This is a genomic window from Acinetobacter sp. A2 (assembly GCF_012371325.1).
Taxonomy (GTDB): Bacteria; Pseudomonadota; Gammaproteobacteria; order Pseudomonadales; family Moraxellaceae; genus Acinetobacter.
Genome location: NZ_JAAZQX010000008.1, coordinates 1 through 19,447, shown reverse-complemented (window position 1 = coordinate 19,447; position 19,447 = coordinate 1). Strand labels below are relative to the sequence as shown.

19 protein-coding genes and 4 tRNA genes are annotated in these 19,447 nt (G+C 42.3%); 21 read left to right on the top strand and 2 right to left on the bottom strand.

The genetic code is table 11. The annotated features are described in order from the left end of the window. The first annotated feature begins 121 nt into the window (after positions 1-121). Positions 122-1,456: a TolC family outer membrane protein gene (locus tag HHA43_RS04650; RefSeq protein ID WP_168541822.1), complete on the top strand. Its 1,335-nt coding sequence runs from the start codon at positions 122-124 to the stop codon at positions 1,454-1,456. A gap of 161 nt (positions 1,457-1,617) precedes the next feature. Further along, a complete protein-coding gene (gene phoU / locus HHA43_RS04645) occupies positions 1,618-2,340 on the top strand; it encodes a phosphate signaling complex protein PhoU (protein ID WP_168418393.1) in 723 nt (240 codons plus the stop codon). Positions 2,341-2,875: 535 nt separating this feature from the next. Here the strand turns inward: phoU and HHA43_RS04640 are convergent. Both HHA43_RS04640 and argH read right to left on the bottom strand, forming a co-directional pair. Continuing rightward, complete coding sequence (locus HHA43_RS04640) at positions 2,876-3,148, bottom strand: oxidative damage protection protein (protein WP_026438236.1); 273 nt, start codon at positions 3,146-3,148, stop codon at positions 2,876-2,878. 13 nt (positions 3,149-3,161) lie between these two features. Then, a complete protein-coding gene (gene argH / locus HHA43_RS04635; protein ID WP_171525255.1) occupies positions 3,162-4,592 on the bottom strand; it encodes an argininosuccinate lyase in 1,431 nt (476 codons plus the stop codon). Here argH and HHA43_RS04630 point away from each other — a divergent pair. The 19 genes from HHA43_RS04630 to HHA43_RS04540 form a co-directional block, all read left to right on the top strand. Then, the gene (locus HHA43_RS04630; RefSeq protein WP_168541819.1) at positions 4,583-5,737 is read left to right on the top strand and encodes a sensor histidine kinase; all 1,155 of its coding nucleotides are present in this window, start codon (positions 4,583-4,585) and stop codon (positions 5,735-5,737) included. The two genes, argH and HHA43_RS04630, sit on opposite strands and share 10 nt — an antisense overlap. Before the next feature lie 71 nt (positions 5,738-5,808). Continuing rightward, a complete protein-coding gene (locus tag HHA43_RS04625) occupies positions 5,809-6,549 on the top strand; it encodes a LytR/AlgR family response regulator transcription factor (protein ID WP_104852924.1) in 741 nt (246 codons plus the stop codon). Positions 6,550-6,672: 123 nt separating this feature from the next. Beyond that, entirely contained in the window at positions 6,673-7,593 is a 921-nt protein-coding gene (gene hemC / locus HHA43_RS04620; RefSeq protein ID WP_168460967.1) for a hydroxymethylbilane synthase, read from the top strand. A 19-nt stretch (positions 7,594-7,612) separates the two neighbouring features. Next, complete coding sequence (locus HHA43_RS04615; RefSeq protein WP_168418395.1) at positions 7,613-8,392, top strand: uroporphyrinogen-III synthase; 780 nt, start codon at positions 7,613-7,615, stop codon at positions 8,390-8,392. Then, positions 8,389-9,225: a hypothetical protein gene (locus HHA43_RS04610; protein ID WP_168541816.1), complete on the top strand. Its 837-nt coding sequence runs from the start codon at positions 8,389-8,391 to the stop codon at positions 9,223-9,225. Before HHA43_RS04615 ends, HHA43_RS04610 begins: the two co-directional genes overlap by 4 nt. Then, on the top strand, positions 9,226-10,419 hold the full coding sequence (locus HHA43_RS04605) for a heme biosynthesis protein HemY (protein WP_168525680.1): 1,194 nt from the start codon (positions 9,226-9,228) through the stop codon (positions 10,417-10,419). Positions 10,420-10,428: 9 nt separating this feature from the next. Beyond that, entirely contained in the window at positions 10,429-10,860 is a 432-nt protein-coding gene (locus HHA43_RS04600) for an acyl-CoA thioesterase (RefSeq protein ID WP_168525682.1), read from the top strand. 144 nt (positions 10,861-11,004) lie between these two features. Then, complete coding sequence (locus tag HHA43_RS04595) at positions 11,005-11,331, top strand: H-NS family nucleoid-associated regulatory protein (protein ID WP_168418399.1); 327 nt, start codon at positions 11,005-11,007, stop codon at positions 11,329-11,331. A gap of 163 nt (positions 11,332-11,494) precedes the next feature. Continuing rightward, a complete protein-coding gene (gspN, locus tag HHA43_RS04590) occupies positions 11,495-12,235 on the top strand; it encodes a type II secretion system protein N (protein ID WP_168525684.1) in 741 nt (246 codons plus the stop codon). Next, on the top strand, positions 12,235-13,074 hold the full coding sequence (locus HHA43_RS04585) for a type II secretion system protein N (RefSeq protein ID WP_168541813.1): 840 nt from the start codon (positions 12,235-12,237) through the stop codon (positions 13,072-13,074). The genes gspN and HHA43_RS04585 overlap by 1 nt, the downstream gene beginning before the upstream one ends. A gap of 59 nt (positions 13,075-13,133) precedes the next feature. Further along, positions 13,134-15,389 (top strand): type II secretion system secretin GspD, encoded by a 2,256-nt coding sequence (gspD, locus tag HHA43_RS04580; protein ID WP_168541810.1) that lies wholly within the window; start codon positions 13,134-13,136, stop codon positions 15,387-15,389. Positions 15,390-15,458: 69 nt separating this feature from the next. Then, positions 15,459-16,109: an FHA domain-containing protein gene (locus HHA43_RS04575; RefSeq protein ID WP_168418402.1), complete on the top strand. Its 651-nt coding sequence runs from the start codon at positions 15,459-15,461 to the stop codon at positions 16,107-16,109. 62 nt (positions 16,110-16,171) lie between these two features. Next, positions 16,172-16,843: a phosphoglycolate phosphatase gene (locus HHA43_RS04570; RefSeq protein WP_168525691.1), complete on the top strand. Its 672-nt coding sequence runs from the start codon at positions 16,172-16,174 to the stop codon at positions 16,841-16,843. A 159-nt stretch (positions 16,844-17,002) separates the two neighbouring features. Beyond that, positions 17,003-18,496: an anthranilate synthase component I gene (gene trpE / locus HHA43_RS04565; RefSeq protein ID WP_168418404.1), complete on the top strand. Its 1,494-nt coding sequence runs from the start codon at positions 17,003-17,005 to the stop codon at positions 18,494-18,496. A 98-nt stretch (positions 18,497-18,594) separates the two neighbouring features. After that, a tRNA-Thr gene (locus HHA43_RS04560) sits at positions 18,595-18,670 on the top strand. Positions 18,671-18,724: 54 nt separating this feature from the next. Next, positions 18,725-18,808, top strand: a tRNA-Tyr gene (locus HHA43_RS04555). A gap of 36 nt (positions 18,809-18,844) precedes the next feature. Continuing rightward, a tRNA-Gly gene (locus tag HHA43_RS04550) sits at positions 18,845-18,920 on the top strand. A gap of 14 nt (positions 18,921-18,934) precedes the next feature. Further along, positions 18,935-19,009, top strand: a tRNA-Thr gene (locus HHA43_RS04545). Positions 19,010-19,157: 148 nt separating this feature from the next. After that, on the top strand, positions 19,158-19,447 hold a 290-nt coding region (locus HHA43_RS04540), incomplete at its 3' end, for a GTP-binding protein (protein ID WP_228284149.1).

Genomic DNA, 19,447 nt, shown 5'->3' with positions numbered 1-19,447 from the left:
AAATTAATGCAATGTAATGAAACTCATACGGAAAAAATGCAAATAAGCTTTAGTATGTGCAGAGTAAAAAGAACATGCAATTGGATTGATGAAATCGCAAAAGTGGGTTGTTAGAAAAACAATGAAAAAAATCGTTTTGAGTCTGAGTTTATTGTGGGCAAGTTCAGGGGTATTTGCTTTAGATTTGCTGCAAGCCTATGCACGTGCTCAACAGAACGACCCGAATTGGCAAGCACAGCAATTGCAGTATCAAGCCGATCAACTGAATTTAGGGATTGCCCAAGGTAATTTACTGCCAACAGTGACCTTGTCTGGCAATATTACTCGTAAAAGTCAGGACATGAGTCAGGTTAATTCTGCAGCCTCAAATGATATATTTGGTAGTCCGTCATCCACTTCGCGTCAAGTGGCTTTAACTGCGCGTCAGCCATTGTTCCGTTGGGATGCTTGGCAAGCGTTAAAACAAGTGAAAACCTCTTTGAGCTTGAGTGAAGTGACTTTGCGTTTACAACAGCAACAACATATTTTGAATGTGTCTGAAGCTTATTTTAATGTGTTGCGTCAGCAGTCCTTAACCACCGCCTATTTACAAGAAGAAAAAGCGCTGCTGGAACAGCTTAATATGATGAATGCTAAACTGCGTGAAGGTTTAGTGGCTAAAAGTGAAGTCAGTGAAGCCAATGCACAATATCAAAATGCACGTGCTAATCGTATTGCAACGCATGTGCAACTGGTGTTGGCACAAGAACAATTGGCACAATTGATTGGCCCGTATCGGGAAAATTTGGCAGTACTGCGTGATGATTTTCAATTTCAGAAACCCGTACCAGAGCGTCTAGAAGATTGGGCACAGTTGGCCCAACAGCAAAATCTAGCCATTTTACAGGCCCGTTTACAGCGCCAATATGCTGAAGATACACGTCGGGTCGAGCAGGCTGCGCGCTATCCACAAGTTGAGGCCGTTGGCAGCTATGGCTATGCCAAGCAAAGCCCTGAAAGTGTGATGTCACCCGATGGTCAGTTTGATCAGATTGGGGTAGAGATGAACTGGAACGTGTTTAGTGGTGGGCGTGTCAGTAAAAATGTGCAAAAAGCGGCAGTGCAAGTCCAAAAATCGGAAGCTGAACTGGATGCCGCAATTCGCAAAGCTCAGACCGAAGTAAAAAAAGCATATTTACAAGTCGAAACAGATCAGGCCAAATTGCAGGCACGCCAAGCAGCCATGAATTCTGCAGACTTGGTGGCACGTGCCTCGAAAGCGCAATATCAAGAAGGTTTAAAAACCATGGTGGATGTATTGCTGGCACAGCGTAATGCTTTTTCGGCGAAGCAAGATTATCTCAATGCACAATATGATTATTTAAATCATGTCTTGCAGCTTAAAGCTGCGGTGGGACAATTAACCGAACAAGACTTGCAGGAAATGAATGCTTGGTTGGTGCAAAAGTCATCGTAGCATGGACTCACGAAGAAAACCGAAATACACGATTGTTGTTTAAAGACAGAAACGATCAGACTTTAGAGTTTGGTGAGAAAATGTCATAAAAACGTCATCATTGCTGTGCTTTAATATTGAATCATTGCGTCAGTCTATCCTTTTGTTGTGGAGAGTATTCCTTGAGTACGAATAATCCTGTGTTAAGTCACCATATTTCTTCTCAGTTCAATGAAGATTTGCAGGATGTAAATACCAAATTTATGACCATGGGTGGTTTGGTAGAACAGCAGGTTGCCAATGCGATTCATTCACTCTTGGATACTGATGCAGCGTTGGCGGTAGAAGTGCAATTCCAAGACAATGTGGTAAACCGCATGGAAACCGAAATTGACGAAGCCTTAACTTTGATTTTGGCACGTCGTCATCCTGCAGCCATCGACTTGCGTATGGTCATTGCCATGTCTAAAGCCAATACTGACTTAGAGCGTATTGGTGATGAAGCTGCAAAAATTGCACGTATTGCCCAAAACTTATGTGAAGAAGGCGGTTCGCCACGGGGATATATGGAAACCCGTCATATTGGCAACCAAGTACGTGTCATGATTCATGATGCACTGGACGCTTTTGCACGTTTAGATGTAGACCAAGCTTTACGTGTATTGTTGGCAGATGCCGATATTGACCGTGAATATCAATCTGCAACCCGTACCCTGATGACCTATATGATTGAAGATCCACGTCATATTTCACGTGTAATCAATGTGATGTGGGTGTTGCGTTCATTGGAGCGTATTGGTGACCACGCGCGTAATATTTCTGAACAAGTCATCTATATGGTGAAAGGTTTTGATGTGCGCCATACCAGCGTCAAAGAAATTGAAGAAAAAGTACAGGAACGCTAAGTTCTAGTTACTTGTAAGTCTTAAAGCCTCATCTGTTGGTGGGGCTTTTTTATGCCACTATTTTAATTTTCTGAATTTCTTTGAGAGTAGAAACTGGCCTATTTTGAAAAATTTTGGGCAAAAAAAATCCCAGACTTTGGGGGAAATCTGAGATTGAAATCGGGGATATTTATTATAGTAAGAGACAATTGCTTATCTCCTTGCAAATAAGTATAGGAAAAGCCAGCGCGATAATCATGTGCTTTATTGTAGTGGAATGTAGCGTTTTATATACAAATGTATTTTAGAATTACATTGTTATTTGTGTGATTTATTTTTTATGATTTTATTTAAAATCATCGCCTAATCCGCTATTTTTAGGGCTTAAAGATGTGAATGTTCATCTTTAAAAAATCAGCAACAGCTTTCACTTTTTGAATCTTCTTTCAGTTGTTTTGCTGCATGGCTGTAGATCATGCAAAAAAGGGCATAAAAAAAGAGCCTTCGTGAAGACTCTTTTTGATATTGGTTCTTGATGCTTAGAATACAGGCGAAATTAGTTTTGAGGTTTTAAACCTTCAGCGACTTCAAGGCTAGCATCATTGTTCAGGAACTTCTCACGCTGCTCTTCAAGAAACTTTTTCGCATCGGCTTCAAACACATTTAAACGCTTTTCGTTAATGAGTGTAGTTTGGTGTTTGAGCCATTCTTGCCATGCCTGCTTAGACACGGTTTCAAACAGTTCCTGACCTTTTGCACCTGGAAATGGCGCAAAATCCATCGCATCCATTTCCTTTTGATATTTACGACAAAACACTTGTTTAGACATAGCGACTTCCCGGTTAGGCATAAAGTTGGGCAAGACGTGCTTGAGCACGTTCAATTGCTGCAGCGACTTGTGCAGGTGCAGTGCCACCAATATGATCACGTGCATTTACAGAAGCCTCAAGGGTTAAGGCTTTTTCAAATACATCGGCTTGAATCAAATCAGAGAATTGTTGTAATTGCGCTAAGCTCAGTTCAGACAGGTCTTTACCTTCTTGAACACCCAAGGCTACGGCTTTACCTACAATTTCATGCGCATCACGGAAGGCCACGCCATTTTTCACCAAGTAATCGGCAAGGTCGGTTGCGGTAGAGAAACCACGCAATGCTGCTTCACGCATTTCTGCAATATTTGGTACTAAGGCAGGAATCATGTCGGCAAATGCCATGAGTGAGCCACGTACGGTATCAATTGCATCAAATAAAGGTTCTTTGTCTTCTTGGTTGTCTTTGTTGTAAGCCAAAGGCTGACCTTTCATGAGGGTTAATAGGCTCATTAAATCGCCATAGACACGACCAGTTTTACCACGCACCAATTCAGGCACGTCTGGGTTTTTCTTCTGCGGCATAATGGATGAGCCTGTGCAGAAACGGTCTGGAATATTCACAAACTTAAATTGTGCAGATGTCCATAAAATCAGCTCTTCAGACATACGTGACAAGTGCATCATAATTAACGATGCAGCGGCATTGAATTCGATCCCGAAATCACGGTCTGATACTGCATCTAGCGAGTTTTCAGATACAGCTTCAAAACCAAGTAGTTCCGCCGTATAAGCACGGTCAATTGGGTAAGTCGTGCCTGCTAATGCAGCAGAACCCAATGGCATGCGGTTGACACGTTTACGACAGTCAATTAAACGCTCTGAGTCACGTACTAACATTTCAAACCACGCCATCAGATGGTGACCAAAGGTCACAGGCTGTGCGGTTTGCAAGTGAGTAAAACCAGGCATAATAGTGTCAGTATTTTTTGCAGCCAGTGTCAAAATACCGTGTTGTAGTTTTTTTAATAATTCTAAAATTGCATCAATTTCATCACGGACATAGAGACGAATATCGGTTGCCACTTGGTCATTACGGCTACGACCAGTGTGTAGTTTTTTACCTGTAATGCCAATACGCTGAGTTAAACGTGATTCAATGTTCATGTGCACATCTTCAAGATCAATGCGCCATTCAAATTGACCTGCTTCAATTTCGGCCTGAATGGTGTTTAAGCCCTGAACAATGTCATCACGCTCTTCGCTGGTGAGTACGCCCACTTTTGCCAACATGGTGGCATGTGCAATTGAGCCTGCAATATCTTGTTTATAAAAGCGTTGGTCAAATTGAACAGATGCTGTAAATTCAGCAACAAATGCGTCAGTAGCTTCAGAGAAACGACCGCCCCACATACCCGAAGTTTGGGCTTGTGACGGATTTGAGGAATTAGAAGATGTGGTCATATCGGCTCAATAAAGTAAAAAGCGGTAATTTGGACAAGAGTATAACAAATTCAGATTCACTTGCCGAAGAACAAGCCAATCAAACTTTTGCTGATACGCAGGCAGAACAGAATTATGTGTATTTTTTTACGAAAATAGGGCGTTGGCAATATCTAATTGAACTATTTATTGGCAGCAATGCTTTGGCAATGGTCTTGGCTTTGGCTGAAGCACAGGGTTGGCAAGGTTTAAGTTTTGCTCGGGTGCTGCAATATATTTTGTATATCAACTGGGTAGTATTGTGTTTTGCGGCTTTGGTTGAATTTTTTCAGGCACGTTTTTTACGCATGGGCTTGGCGCTGTCATTTATGGTGAGTTTTATCTTGCTGCAAGCCATCGTATTGGTCACGACACTCAGTTTAAATACCTTATTGCATTTTGGGCAAAATTTTCATTTGCAGCAGTTTAGTCTGGATGAATTGATGCATGGGATTGGACTGCATTTGAGTTATGGTGTGATTTTGGGTGCGTTTTGTTTTCGTTATATCTATGTACGGGAACAAGCTATTCAGCAGCGGCATAGTGAATTGCAAGCGCGGGTGCATGCCATGCAGGCCCGTATTCATCCACACTTTTTGTTTAACAGCTTAAATAATGTGATCAGTTTAATTGCAATTGACCCTGATAAAGCCGAGCAGATGCTGCTGAATTTATCTCGTTTATTCCGTGCCAGTTTGCAGGAATTAAAACTGGTGAGCCTGAAAGATGAGATCGAACTTTGCCAACGATATTTAGAGATTGAGCAAATTCGTTTGGGTGATCGGTTGGCGGTAGAATGGAAAATTGAACAACCGCAACTGCTCAGTCAGGTACAAATTCCGTTATTAACTTTACAACCCTTGCTAGAAAATAGTATTTTTCATGGAGTTGAAAAAGTTTTAGCAAAGAGTACGATAAGTATATTGATCGAAATATTGCAAAACCAAGTCAATATTGTCATTACAAATCCGTATGTCAGCGATAAAATAAATTTAAGATCTGGACATGGGATTGCACTGCAAAACGTGGAACAGCGCTTAAAAGCGTATTATGGACGCAGTGTTACTTTCAAAAATTATGCGGGGAATGGTATGTACACCACGGTGCTGCAATACCGTTATAAATAAAATAAGCTGTGATTGCTCTGATTTTTCTAGACTTGATAAAAATAAAGTTATTGACTTAAAAAGGAGGAAAAATGGACATCCTAATTTGTGATGATGAGCCTCTAGCTAGAGAGCGATTATCACGTTTGGTCACTCAACTGGGGCATCATGTGGTGGCAACGGCAGCTCATGGGCAACAGGCGATTGAACTGGCGGATGAACATCAGCCGGATGTCATATTATTAGATATTCAAATGCCGGGAATGGATGGTCTAAGTTGTGCTCAGCATTTACGTGAGCTTGACCCTATGCCAGCCATTGTGTTTTGTACCGCTTATGATGAACACGCACTTGATGCGTTCAAATCCAATGCGGAAGGCTATTTGTTAAAACCGATAATGCAACAGGAATTGCAACAGGTTTTAGATCATTTAACAAAACTCACGCAAGCGCAGATGAGTCATTTAAAACAAAAAGAAAATATGGACGAATTAAAAATAAAACGTCACCAAATCGCGGCGAAAACCTATCGCGGTGTAGAGTTGGTGCCAATAGAAAATATCTACTATTTTTTAGCCGATCAGAAATATGTCACTGTACGTCATAAAAATGGCAGTGTCCTGATTGATGAAACGCTGAAAGATTTAGAAACCGAGTTTGGTGATCAGTTTATTCGGATTCACCGAAATGCCTTAGTGTCGATTCAGTTTTTGGAGGGGCTAGAAGTGGTCAATTCAGGACAATATCAGGTACGTTGCCGTGAGCTGGATGAGCGTTTAGCCGTCAGCCGAAGACACTTACCTTTGCTGAGAGAACGCATCCAAAAACTCTAATTTTTGTGCAGAATCCAGCATTTTTTGTAAATAGATCAAGCAATCGGTAGAGAAATAGACTTGCATTTTTAGGGGATCAGGTTAAGTTTAGATGAACAAAATTGATCTTGCTTAGTCACTATGATGAAAACCCTGAAAATTGCAACTCGACAAAGCCCGCTTGCGTTATGGCAGGCCGAACATATTCGTGCCCGCTTGGAAGCACTGCATGCCGATTTAACCGTTGAGTTGGTGACCTTTGTCACGCAGGGCGATAAAATTTTAGATACCCCATTGGCAAAAATTGGGGGCAAGGGACTGTTTGTTAAGGAATTAGAAGCTGCTTTGATGGATGGTCGTGCCGACTTGGCGGTGCACTCCATGAAAGACGTGCCGATGGCACTGCCTGAGGGCTTAAATTTGGCGGTCATTTGTGAACGTGAAGACCCGCTGGATGCTTTCGTGTCAAATCACTATGCGCATTTTTCAGATTTGCCACAGGGCGCTAAAGTGGGTACATCTAGTTTGCGCCGTAAATGCCAAATTTTGAAAGCACGCCCAGATTTAGAAATTATAGATTTACGCGGTAATGTGGGAACACGTTTATCTAAACTGGATGATGGTCAATATGATGCCATTATTTTGGCCAGTGCAGGTTTGAAACGTTTAGGTTTGGAGCAGCGTATTCGTCATACTATTCAGCCTGATCTGAGCTTACCTGCCGTTGGGCAAGGCGCTTTAGGTTTGGAGTGTCGTAGCCAAGATCAGGCGGTATTGGATTTGATTTTACCGTTGATGGATGCAGACACCAATGTTTGTGTACGTGCGGAACGTGCCTTTAATGCCTATTTGGAAGGTGGTTGCCAGGTGCCAATTGCAGGCTATGCAACCTTACAAGATGGTCAATTACAGATAGAAGGCCGTGTTGGCAGTGTCGATGGGCAAACTATTTTAAAAGCCGTACAAGTTGGTGCGCCTGAACAGGCAGAACAATTGGGTGAACAATTAGCTCAAGCCTTATTGGCGCAAGGTGCAGGTGAGTTGCTCAAAGCTTTGTACCAATAGTGGTCTGTTGTTTTAAGCCATGATTTTTATCAATACTCGCCCGCAGGGGCGTGCTGAAGCGCTCAGTCAGGCTTTGCAACAACAGCACATTGAGGTGATTGATTTGCCGTTGTTGCGCTTGTCAGCACGGCCTTGGTCGGCTGAACTAGCCAGTCTGTATGCCCAATTGCCTAATACGCATATTATTGTGGTGGTTAGCCCAACAGCCGTTGAAATTGGGATGGCGTATTTGGCTCAAAGTCATCTGCAATTGCAGGATTTACAACATATTCGCTGGGTGGCTGTGGGTGAAAAAACTGCAGAAGTGCTGCGTGAATATGGAGTGCACAGCGATATCCCGCAGGTGGAAACCTCTGAAGGGATGCTGAGCTTAGCGAGCTTGCAAAACTTGGCAGCAGGTACGCAAATTGCATTTTGGCGTGGCGAAGGTGGGCGACAATTTATGATGCAAACCCTGCTTGATCAGGGCATGCAAGTACATAACTTTGTCTTGTATCAGCGAGAGTGTCCTGCCAGTTCTGTGCAAAAAATGGCAGCAGTCCGCAGCCGTTTAATACAAACTTCAGAATTTTGGATGATGATTAGCAGTGAGGCCAGTTGGTTAAATTGGTTGATGTTGATTCAGCACGATGCCACTTTACTAAATAAAGGTCATTATTGGGTATTGGGTGATCGACTCGAACAAATTTTGCTCGATTATCAGGCACAGCATCACACAAAATATAAAATACTGAAGTTGACCAATTTAAAAACAGAATTAATATTGCAGCAAATCATGCGTATGCAAGGAAAGTTATGAAGAAACTGATGCTGATCGTTGCGTCGATCGCTGTGATCTGGATAGTCAAATTGAGTTATGACGTCATGCAAATTTCAGCGCAACAACAACAACTCAGCCAAAGTTTGCATCTTGCCGAAAAAAATAATGCCAATTTAAATGACCAATTGGTGGCTTTGCAGCGCCGTAATTATACTCAGCCGTCTTCAGAGCAATCTGCAGCGTATAGTAGCGAAGTGCAGGAAAATAGTATTCAGCCTATGGATGTGGTGTCGCAGCAATTAGACTTGGTCGAGTTCGCATTGCAGCAACAACAGTTTCATTATGCTTTGGAAAAAATGAGTGTGTTGGCAGATGATTTGACTGACTATGCCTTAGCACCTGCCTTAAAACAAAGTCTGCATCAGGTCATTCAGCAAGATCAAAAACAAATCCAACAGTTTATTGCCACGCGTGATGCTCAATATCAACAGGTGAGTCAGTTGTTACAACAGCTAGATCAGCATTTAAAACTGCAAATTCAACAGCCTGAGCTAAACCCTGCCGATGTAGAGGATCGTTATTTTTGGCAAAAGTGGCTCAGTATTGAGGCCGCTAAACAACCTGCAAGCACCTTAATGCAGCGCCAAATTATCTTAAAAGAAGCTCAATTGCGTTTGTTATTGGCACGTCAGGTATTAATGCAAGGTCAGTATTTGCAATATCAGCAGGAACTAAATGGCATTATCCAGCTGCTACAGTCATTACCTGATCAAAAAGCACAGCAATTGATTCAGCAATTAGAAAAAATTAAAAATTTAAATATTGTACCTACGCCAAGCTTAAAAACACGTGCTTTATTGGGGGCGGTATAAATGAAACAAATTCTACTCGCCTATGTGGTGGTTAGTCTTGTACTCGTTGCGCTGCTCAGTTTGCTGAGTTATGGACATGGTTCAGGCTATGTTTATGTGTATTGGCGTGAGTGGCAATTACAAACCAATATCTGGTTGCTGTTGTTCTTTTTCTTATCCATCAGTGTTTCGTTGCAAGTGTTATGGTTGCTGTTAAAACGCTATTTTAGCCGCGAGCAGCGTAAAGTCGAAACGGTATTTAATTTTAAAAACCTACATCCTTATGAGCAATTGGCAGTCATTTGGTTATTAGATGCTGCTGAGGATCAGCACCAATTTGTCCGACAAGTCTTTGCCCAGTCAGGTTTGCTGAAAGGGGTGATGGAAGCACGTATGTATTCCATTCAGCAGCAATATCCACAAGCCTTGGCAGCTTTAAATCAAAGCAGTGCTGCAGCTTTTGAATTGGCAGAAATTCAGCGTATTGAAATTTATTTGGCGCAGCAGCAACCTGAACAGGCTTTAACCCATTTAGAGTTTCTAAATCAGCATGAATTATCGCCATGGTTATTTAAAGTTAAAACGGCATATCAAAAGCGTTTAATTGATTTGTGGGGGCAATTTGCTACGCAATATCCTTGGCATTATTTGCGTTCGACTAAATATGGCCATTTAGATGCCGAAAAAAAACAACAATGGCTAACCCAATTACTGATTCAGTTTGAGCAGGTAGATGCAGAAAACTTACAGGCATTGCAGCAGCGCTATTTAGATTTAGGTGAACAAATTTTTAGCCAAAGTTATGCGATTCAGGTGTTGTGGCTGAAAGTACTTTCACGTTTGCCTGATATGACGCAACAGCATGAACAGTTAGCTGTACATTTGTTGAGTGAACAATTTAATCAGGAAGTGTTTTATTTATGGTTCCAGCAACAGTTGTTAAAACAACAGCCTGATTATGTGAAAATTGAACAACAAATAAATATCTGGGAACAGAAATACCCTGCATTACCTGTATTTAGTTTTGCCAAATGGCATATTTTTACAGCAACAGCACGCTATTCAGAGGCAGAGCAATTACTTGCTTTATATCCTGAACATGTATTAATGAGTTATTTAAGGGTTAAATCTAATTTAAAAGATCAGCCTGAATTATTAAAACAGTTAAATTTAATCTTTGAAAATAATTCTAATTTTGTCGAAATTAAAATTTAAAGGTGAATTGTGTTAACACTATCAGATTATCCTATTATTTTTGAGCAACGTGTCGCATGGGGTGATATGGATGCTTTTGGGCATGTCAATAATGTGGTGTATTACCGTTATATTGAAAGTGCACGTTTATGTTATTTTGATCAATTGAAAATTTTACAGCAAGGCGTGTTCACGGTCGTGGCATCTAATCAATGCCAATATATGCGCCCAGTGGTTTATCCTGATGTATTAAAGATTGGGGTTCGAGTTGAAGAGTTACGTAATAGTGCTATGCGTATGCATTATTTAATCTACAGCGAAACTCAACAAACTATAGTGGCACAGGCAGAAGCAGTTATTGTTTGTGTAGATCATGTAAATATGCAAAAAACCTTAATCCCTGAAAATGTACGCGCAAGTATTCATAAAATAGAAAAAACTGTACAGCATATTCTTGATTAAAACTGAATAATCAGTTCATAATATATCGACTGTTATTTATACGTAGAGTAGTGGATTTTTTATTAAAGCTTTGGTTTGATAAAATGTAATGAATCTGCTTAATTTAATAACTGAATATAAAAAAGCATAGTTTTTGGAGTAAGTATGATGCCCGATATTAGCAATTTATCTGTTGAAGAGTTAAAGCGTTTACAAGCTGAAGCTGAAGCATTAATTGCCACGAAAAAAGATCAAGCAATTGAAGATGCCTATAATCAAATTATCGCAATTGCAGATGGTTTAGGTTTAAGCATTGAGCAAATTCTTGAAGTTGGCGAAAGCAAGCGTAAAAAAAGCCCACGTAAAACAGTAGAGCCACGTTATCGTAGCAAAACTAATCCAACAGATACTTGGACGGGTCGTGGTAAACAACCACGCTGGTTAGTTGCTGAATTAGAAAAAGGCGCGAAACTTGAAGATTTTCTAATCTAAGCTTCATCAATTTGTCATTGAGTTGACTTAGAGTTCAAAAACCAAGCAATACGGCTTGGTTTTTTTTATCTGTATCAATTGGCGATGCCGAAAAAGTGTGCATAATGTGTGAGTGTTATAAAAAGTCATTCATAGAAAAATTAGTAAGGTTGGTCGTGGTGGCATGATAAAGAAACCCAAATACATCACGTGGTGGATTTTCGCCCTCATTGCATTTTTGATTTTTGTGTTATTACAAATTCCTGCAGCGTGGTTGATTTCAAAATTTTATAAAAACAACCAGACTTTACATAATGTCAGTGGCAACATTTGGCAGGGGCAAGCCGACTGGCAAAAAGGACAATTACGTGGCACTTTAAGCTGGAATACGCGTCCTTTAGATTTGGTACTACTGCGTGTTGCTGCCGACGTAGAAGTGCACAGCGGCAATACACAATTGGAAGGCATAGTTGCTTATCGTTTTGGCACGATTTTACTGCAATCACTCGAAGGTCAAATTGCGCCTGAGACTTTAAAAAGTGTTGTGGACTGGCAATGGCCGAGCAATGCGATTCAACTTAAAGACGTTCATTTAAATTTTAAAAAACAACAAGGTTTTGCAAAGTCAGAAGGACAAATGCAGTGGGCAGGGGGTGAGTTGCTTTATCGTTTTGCGCAGCGCCAAGACCGCATGAATATTCCTGCTTTAAAAGGCAGTTTGTCGGACGAAAATGGTAAATTGATATTCGATATCCGAGATCAACGCGAACAGAAAATGGTGAATATTGCACTTGATCAGAATTTGATGCTGGATGTGCAACTCACCCAACGTTTGTTGATGAATATTGCTTCTTATGAAGGTAAAGCAGGACTAGATACTTATGTTATCAGTACCCGTCAGCCTTTACTGAAAGGAGGCTTTTGATGCGTGATTTTTCAGAGCGTTGGGCCAACTTAGATTGGAAGCAAGTAGACCGTGTTGCGCCTGTATTGTTAACCCTGCTCATTTTGTATTTGTGTTGGAAACTGGCGAGTTTATTTTGGCTGGTGCTTGCACCGCCGCAGGCTATGCAGGTAGATCGGGTGGAATTGGGCTCACAGCAACCACAGATTCCGAATATTTCTTCTTTTGCACTATTTCATGAAGTTGGACGTGCCGCTACGGTAGACGATCAATTAAATATGACTTTGCAAGGTGTTGTTGTCGGACAACCGAGTCAGTTCTCATCGGCCGTGATTAAAGTGAATGAAGTCGCTGAACGTTACCGTGTGGGAGATGTGATTGATTCTAGTCAGTATCAATTGGCAGAAGTGTATTGGGATCGAGTGATTTTGCGTCATAGTAGTGGTGCTACGCGTGAGATATTGTTTAAGGGTATCGAGAATGGTTTAAATCAACCGATCGCCCCATTAATTTCCAGTGGTAATACGCCCGCAATGGTTGCGCCAACAGCGCCTGCACAACCGAATAATGCAATTGGACAAGCAGTACAGCGAATTCAGGAAGACCGTGAACAATATTTAAAAGAAATGGGGGTTGAGGCCAATACAGGCAACGGTTATGAGGTAACCACACGGACTCCCGCAGCGTTAAGAAATAAACTAGGCTTACAACCAGGTGACCGTATTTTGTCTTTAAATGGGCAGAGTGTCGGGCAAGGGCAAAACGATGTGCAGTTACTGGAACAGGCGCGTCGTGAAGGTCAGGTGAAATTAGAAATAAAACGTGGTGATCAGGTGATGACCATACAACAAAATTTTTAAATGAATCGGCATGTTGAATAATGCAGAGGCATATTTAGGGTTAGGAAACACAGTAGATTATGGCTTTATTGAATCATGAGCGTCCATTTTGGGCATTACTGGCTGCTGCACCGCTTGTTGCAATGGTGAGTACTGCAAGTCATGCGCAAACCTGGAAAATTAATTTACGTGATGCGGACTTGACTGCATTTATTAATGAAGTGGCCGATATTACGGGCAAGAACTTTGCAGTCGATCCACGCGTGCGTGGCAATGTCACGGTGATTTCCAACAAAGCCTTAAATAAAAATGAAGTCTATGACCTGTTTTTAGGGGTGCTGAATGTCAATGGTGTGGTCGCCATTCCATCGGGCAATACCATTCGTCTTGTGCCTGACAGCAATGTCAAAAGTTCAGGTATTCCCTATGACGGCCGTCAAAATGCACGTGGCGATCAAATTGTGACGCGTGTGATCTGGCTAGAAAATACCAATGCCAATGACCTGATTCCTGCTTTACGTCCGCTCATGCCACAGTTTGCACATTTGTCTGCAGTGGGCGGCACCAATGCCTTAATCGTGTCAGACCGTGCTAGCAACATTTACCAGCTAGAAAGTATTATTCGTAATTTGGATGGTACTGGGCAAAATGACATTGAAGCGATTAGTCTACAGTCTAGTCAGGCAGAAGAAGTCATTGGTTTGCTTGAGTCGATGAGTTCGACCGGGGCAGCCAAAGATGTGAAAGGCTCTCGTGTGCGCATTGTGGCAGACAACCGCACCAATCGCATTATCATTAAAGGTGACACTGCAACCCGTAAACGCATTCGTCAAATGATTGAAATGATGGATGTGCCTGCCGCAGACCGTTTGGGCGGCTTAAAAGTTTTCCGTTTGAAATATGCCAGTGCGCAGAATTTAGCGGAAATTTTGCAAGGTTTGGTGTCGGGGCAAGCAGTCAGTAGCAGTTCTGGCTCAAATAACAACAGCAGTAATAATAGTAGTACAAGCAACCTGAGTAACAACAATAACAATACGGGCAATTCATCTACAATTTCCACCCCAAGTATTAATTTGGGTGGTAGTTCAAATAGCAATAATCAAAACAACATCACCAGTTTTAATGGCAATGGTGTCAGTATTATTGCCGATGGTTCGCAAAATGCCTTGGTGGTTAAAGCAGACCCGCAACTGATGCGTGAAATTGAATCGGCCATTCAGCAGCTAGATACTCGTCGTCAACAGGTGTTGATTGAAGCTGCGATTATTGAAGTAGAAGGCACTGATGCTGATCAGCTCGGTGTGCAGTGGGCGCTAGGAGATTTAAGTAGCGGCATTGGCTTGATTAACTTTGACAATATCGGTGCCAGTCTGAAAAATGTTGCCGCAGGCTATTTGACAGGTGGTGCAGCAGGTGCAGGTAGTGCGATTGGTGCAGGTACATCTTTGGTTTTGGGTGATTATCGCGAAAGTCGTGATGGTTCACGCAAGCTCTATGGTGCGATGATTCAGGCGCTGAAAGAAAAAACCAAATCCAATTTATTGTCTACGCCATCTATTGTGACCATGGACAATGAAGAAGCCTATATTGTGGTGGGTGAGAACGTTCCTTTCGTAACGGGTTCATTATCCACCAATGGCGGAGTGGCAAACCCGTATACCACCATTGAGCGTAAAGATGTCGGGGTGACTTTAAAAGTTGTGCCTCATATTGGTGAAGGTGGCACACTCCGACTTGAAGTGGAACAAGAAGTGTCTGATGTCAAAGCCAATAAAGGTCAGGCACAGGATTTGGTAACCAGTAAACGTGCCATTAAAACTTCTATTTTAGCAGAGCATGGGCAAACTATTGTCTTGGGTGGTCTAATTTCAGATAACTCAATTTACAGTCGTCAAGCTGTGCCGGGCTTAGGTGCGATTCCAGGGCTTGGGCGTTTATTCCGTTCCGATGGTCAATCCAATCAAAAGCGTAATCTCTTGATATTTATCCACCCGACTATTGTGGGTGATAGTCAGGATATTCGTCGTATTTCGCAGCAGCGCTATAGTCAATTGTATAGTTTGCAACTGGCCATGGATGCCGATGGTAGCTTTGCCAAATTGCCTGAAAATGTCAGTGATGTTTATCAGCAGCGTTTGCCCGTATCTCGGGTTGCACCACAAGCAGGGGTGTACCAAACGCTGCCATCGGCTGTGCCTGCCAACCGTACGGCAACGGTGACTACACCTGTTGCAATTGAGCCTGTGGTACAACGTCAAAGCGTGGCATTGCCGCAGCAGGAAGTGAGTAAAACCAAAAATACGGTTACCACAACCACAATTCGTGCTACACCTTAATCGTATCCTGCACAGATTGTGGTTAAGGGCATGTTATGATGTTGCCAAATCACACCAGAGAAATTATTTATGACTTGGAAAATACAAGCAATTAGCGGTGAATTTACTGGCCAGGAAATTAGTATCGACCGTGATATGTTGGTGGGACGCCATCAAAGTGCAGATTTGGTGCTGCAATCGGCGGAAATTTCACGTAAACATGCGGCTTTTTTAGTGAAAGACCAAGCACTTTACGTGCAAGATTTAAACTCCTCGAATGGCACTTTTGTGAATGATTTGCGCATTGCCGATGAAACCTTGCTTAAAGAAGGCGATATTGTGCAGTTTGCTAGCCTGAAGTTCTCTGTGTTTGCACCAGCCGTTGAACTTGAACATGCTGCAGATGTGGCAGAAACGGCAGAAAAAGTAACCGAAGCTACAGAGAAAACAGCTGCACAGCAAATGAATGAGCAAGGCATGCCCGAATTGAATCAGCGTGACAGTTCGGTGCAATTAAACCGTGATGGGATGCCACAAGGGGTTGCTGTACCTAAGCCAGCACCAATTCCAGAGGGTGTCGATATTCATGCGGTTCAGGCTGAACCTACTCCAGTTGCGGTAGAGCAGCCTATTTCTCGTGTGGAACAAGAGAGAGAACAACAAAAAAATGCATCTGTTGGCTTAATTTCACTAATCGTGTTGGTGATTTTAGCTATTTTGGCATGGGTATTGTTTAAATAAGCGACCTTTGCTTTACAATCAGGGCATGCAATCGCATGCCTTTGTCAATTTAGGGGGGAATGATGTCTATTGCTCAGCTCGATACACGCCAAGTTATTTTATTTGACCTTGATGGAACGCTAGTAGATTCTGCCACAGACTTATACCGTGCCATGAACATGAGTTTGAATGCACTGCAGTTACCTTTAGTGACTCTAGAGCAAGTACGTACTTGGGTTGGAAAGGGCACTGCTGTTTTTTGTCATAGCGTGTTGATGCATTTAATGGGGGTTGTGCATCCCGAGCAACATCAACAGCTCTTGAATACCTTTTTAGACATTTATAATGCTGAACCGTGCATCGATACGCAGCCCTTTGCAGGCATTATTGAGTTTTTGGATTGGGCAAAGGCGCAGAACAAAACTTTGGTTTGTGTGACCAATAAGCCTGAACAACCTGCACGTGCCATTATCGAAGCTTTAAACATGCAAAATTATTTTGATGATGTGATTGGTGGGGACCGTTTTGAAGAACGTAAACCACATCCGCGTCAATTGCTGCACTGTGTCGAGCGTTATCAGGTTGACCCTTCGCAAGTGTTAATGATTGGAGATTCTTCCAATGACGTAGAGGCTGCGCGTCGTGCGGGTATTGATTGTATTGTAGTCAGCTATGGCTATAATCATGGTGAATCCATTGCCGATTGTCAGCCACAACAAATCGTGGATAATTTAACTGAATTGTTAAGGATGTGAACCTTAACAATTCATAATTCAACCCAAACCGCTATAAAGGATATCAATATGAGTCAGGCTGTCATGCCCATATTTCGATGGCGACACTAGTCAGAAACGCAAATCATTCTTCACTTCGTCTTATCGAAAAAATTAGTGTATCGAAATAGGGAGCTTCACATGACCACTCAGACTCAATTTGAACAACTTAAAACTGCGGGCTATAACCTGATTCCTGTATATCGCCAACGTCTGGCCGATACCGAAACGCCATTGTCAGTATTTGCACGTTTGAAACAGCATCAACAAGCCTATTTGTTTGAATCTGTAGAAGGGGGCGAAAACTGGGCACGTTATTCTATTATTGGTTTGGGTGAATCTACTGTTTTTTCCTGCAATGCAGGCGAGTTAACCATTCAACATGCAGATGGTTCAGTAGAAAAACAAAACTGTGCACAGCCTTTTCAATATATCCGCGATTTTCAAGCGCAGTTTAAAGTGCCTACACAGGCCGATTTACCCGAATTGCCAAGTTTTACTGGTGGCTTAGTTGGGTATTTTGGTTACGATGCGGTTCGTTATATTGAGCCACGTTTGAAAAATGTGCCGACAGCAGACCCTGTCGGTTTGCCTGATATTTGGATGATGCTGTCTAAAACAGTCATCGTGTTTGATAATTTAAAAGATACCCTGTTTTTAATTGTGCATGCCGATGCAGCACAGGCAGATGCCTATAACAAGGCACAACAGCAGCTCGATGCACTAGAAGAAGTTTTAGCAACGCCGATTAGCTTAAAAGCACAAAAGCATACACCGCCACATTTTGAATCACTCACAGGCAAAGAAAAATTCTTGGCGTCAATTGAAAAAGTTAAAGAATATATCCGTGCAGGCGATGTCATGCAGGTGGTGCCTGGGCATCGTATGGTGTCGGATTTTGATGGTGAACCGTTACAGGTTTATCGTGCCTTACGTCACCTTAATCCATCGCCGTATTTGTTTTTGGTGCAGGGCAAAACCTTGGCTGACGACCAACCGTTTCATATAGTCGGTTCATCACCTGAAATTTTATCGCGTTTGGAAAATGGCATTGCAACCGTGCGCCCTTTAGCGGGTACACGTCCGCGTGGCAAAACCAAAGAAGAAGACTTGGCTTTGGAACAAGACTTACTGTCAGATGAAAAAGAAATCGCTGAACATTTAATGCTGATCGATTTAGGTCGTAATGATGTTGGACGTATTGCCAAAATTGGTAAAGTGCAAGTCACCGATCAAATGGTGATCGAACGTTATTCGCATGTCATGCATATTGTCTCCAATGTGCAGGGTGAAGTGCGTGATGATGTAGATGCTTTGGATGTTTTTCAGGCAACCTTCCCCGCAGGCACGCTTTCAGGCGCACCAAAAATTCGTGCTATGGAAATTATTGACGAAGTTGAGCCTGTAAAACGTGGCGTTTTCGGTGGTGCTGTTGGTTATTTAGGCTGGCATGGCGAAATGGATATGTCGATTGCCATTCGTACCTGTGTAATTCGTGAAAATAAGGTCTATGTGCAGGCAGGTGCAGGCTTGGTTGCTGACTCAAATCCTGAATCTGAATGGAATGAAACCCAAATAAAAGCTCGCGCAGTGATCAAAGCGGTTGAATTATCATCAAATGGATTGATTTTATGAGTTTTTAACGGTTTTTTTGAAAAAAACACTTGCACGGATTTCAAGTTTTGCTAAACTGCACACCGTTCCGATACGAAACGTACGAAACACTAAGAAACGCCGGCATAGCTCAGTTGGTAGAGCAACTGACTTGTAATCAGTAGGTCCACAGTTCGAATCCGTGTGCCGGCACCATCTTAGAGAGTTTAAATCGTGAAGTAAAGAACGAACACTGAGTAAGTGTGAAATGGTGGGATTCCCGAGCGGTCAAAGGGAGCAGACTGTAACTCTGCCGCGTAAGCTTCGAAGGTTCGAATCCTTCTCCCACCACCATTAACTTCGATAGAAGTGGTAATTACCAACATAGATGCGGGAGTAGCTCAGTTGGTAGAGCGGCAGCCTTCCAAGCTGCATGTCGCGAGTTCGATCCTCGTCTCCCGCTCCATCGAAGGATTTATCGCTCTTATAGCTCAGTGGTAGAGCACTCCCTTGGTAAGGGAGAGGTCTCGAGTTCAAATCTCGATAAGAGCTCCAGATACAGTTTAGCGATTATTCGCAAAAATTTTTTAAAAAGCAGGCTTATTAGTCTGCTTTTCAAGTATTAGGTGTCTAGATTTTTAGGCGATATGTCGGGGCAGAGTTTTACTCAGCATTGTGTTCGACGTAAACGAGGAAGATGAACATGGCTAAGGCTAAGTTTGAACGTAATAAGCCACACGTTAACGTGGGCACAATCGGTCACGTTGACCATGGTAAAACAACTTTAACAGCTGCAATTGCAACTGTATGTGCAAAAAAATTCGGTGGTGAAGCGAAAGATTACGCTGCAATCGACTCTGCACCAGAAGAAAAAGCACGTGGTATTACAATTAATACTTCTCACGTAGAATACGACTCTCCAACTCGTCACTACGCGCACGTAGACTGCCCAGGCCACGCCGACTATGTTAAAAACATGATCACTGGTGCTGC